The organism is Mesorhizobium sp. M5C.F.Ca.IN.020.29.1.1 (assembly GCF_003997375.1).
GTDB classification, from domain to species: domain Bacteria; phylum Pseudomonadota; class Alphaproteobacteria; order Rhizobiales; family Rhizobiaceae; genus Mesorhizobium; species Mesorhizobium wenxiniae.
Window position 1 is genome coordinate 1 of record NZ_RZSW01000865.1, and the last position, 1,813, is coordinate 1,813.

At 63.9% G+C, this 1,813-nt stretch carries 1 protein-coding gene and 1 pseudogene; one reads left to right on the forward strand and one right to left on the reverse strand.

Annotated features, from left to right (window positions below; genetic code table 11):
• Positions 1-252: 252 nt before the first annotated feature.
• The gene (locus tag EOA85_RS34415) at positions 253-1,515 is read left to right on the forward strand and encodes an NAD(P)/FAD-dependent oxidoreductase (protein WP_127212651.1); all 1,263 of its coding nucleotides are present in this window, start codon (positions 253-255) and stop codon (positions 1,513-1,515) included.
• A gap of 162 nt (positions 1,516-1,677) precedes the next feature.
• Here the strand turns inward: EOA85_RS34415 and EOA85_RS39630 are convergent.
• Positions 1,678-1,813 (reverse strand): annotated as a pseudogene (locus EOA85_RS39630) (class I SAM-dependent methyltransferase); the annotation flags it as partial.

Below are 1,813 nucleotides of genomic sequence, written 5' to 3' on the forward strand. Positions count from 1 at the left end.
GAGGAATATTGACCCGGACAGTCGTCATGATCCCTATTCAAACTCCACTCCTGTCGTCAGTTTTCAATGAAATTATACTCGGCGGCAGGATAGAGCATGTACATTCGCGACATCTTACGGCGGGCAGTCAGCAAGTCGGATGTTGTTGCGGTGCACAAAAGTATCTACATCAGCCTTGGCGAAATTGGTCTCAAGCCTGCTCTCCCGGCCAGCCTGCTCTCCCGGCCAACCTGCTCTCCCGGAGTGAATGAGATGAAGGAATCCAGTCACCATGTCGTCGTCGTCGGGGCGGGCTTTGGGGGGCTCGAATTTACCCGCGCGCTTGACGGTGCGCCGGTGCGCATCACCATGATAGACAAGCGCAACCATCATCTCTTCCAGCCGCTGCTCTACCAGGTGGCGACCACAGCGCTGGCGACCTCGGAAGTCGCCTGGCCAATCCGCCATCTCCTGCGCAAGCGCAAGGACGTGACGACGCTGCTCGCCACCGTCGCCGGCGTCGACCGCATCGGCAAACGCGTGCTGTTCGATGATGGCGGCGCGGTCGCCTACGATACGCTGCTGCTGGCCACCGGCGCCCGCCACGCCTATTTCGGCCATGACGAATGGGAGCCTTTCGCACCGGGGCTGAAGACGCTGGAGGACGCCACCACCATTCGGCGGCGCATTCTGCTCACCTTCGAGCAGGCCGAGCGGGAGACCGATCCCGCCAAGCGCCAAGCGCTGTTGACGCTGGCGATCGTTGGTGGCGGACCGACCGGCGTGGAACTGGCCGGGACCATTGTTGAACTGGCGCACGACATGCTGCGCGGCGAGTTCCGCAACTTCGATACGCGGCTGACGCGCGTGGTGCTGATTGAGGCCGGTGACCGCATCCTTCCCAATTTCGCGCCGGAACTTTCCGACTATGCCAGCAAGGCGCTCGAGCGGCTCGGGGTGACGGTCGAACTCGGTCGGCCCGTTACACGCTGCGACGCCGAGGGTGTCGTCTTCGGCGACACGCAGCTGCCGGCCAGGACTATCCTGTGGGCAGCAGGCGTCGCCGCTTCGCCGGCCGCCGAATGGCTGGGGGCGGCAGCGGACCCTGCGGGCAGGGTGCTGGTCGAGCCCGGTCTGACCGTGCCGGGCAGCCCGGAGATTTTCGTCGTCGGCGACGCCGCACACGTCCTGCGGCCAGATGGCCGCATGGTGCCCGGCGTAGCACCCGCCGCCAAGCAGCAGGGCCGGCATGTCGCCGCGACGATCAAGGCCCGGCTGGCCGGCGACGCAAGCCCGCGCCCTTTCCGCTACAAGCATGACGGCGATCTGGCGACGATCGGTAAGCGCGCTGCCGCGATCGATTTCGGCTGGATCAAGCTCACCGGCCGGCTGGCCTGGTGGCTGTGGGGCCTCGCGCACATCTATTTCCTGATCGGCTTCCGTAACCGGCTTGCGGTTTCGCTGAGCTGGCTATGGATCTACGTGACCGGTCAGCGCAGCGCGCGGCTGATCACCCAAGGCGACGACAGGAGCTGATGTCTCCGCCCCGCACATTCATCCACGTCATCTGTTCCTGATGGACTCGCTTGCTTCGGGCAGGACTTGGCACGCGCTGTTGAAGGCTGGCACGTCGTTGAAGTCTGATATGTCGAACAGGAGAAAACCCTAAGCCGTGTAAACCACCTGCCGGACAACGATCTAGCTGGCGCGGAAGCCGGCTTCGCAGTAGTGCAGGTAAAATTCCCAGAGCTGCTAGAAGCGGTCGAAACCGAGCGGGACGATCTTTTCCCAGGACGCCCAGAAGCGGTGGCGCCATTCGGCGAGTGTGCCGGCA

What these genes read in the sequence shown, in the direction of transcription:
- EOA85_RS34415 (WP_127212651.1), top strand. Translation starts at nt 253, where the DNA reads ATGAAGGAATCCAGTCACCATGTCGTCGTCGTCGGGGCGGGCTTTGGG.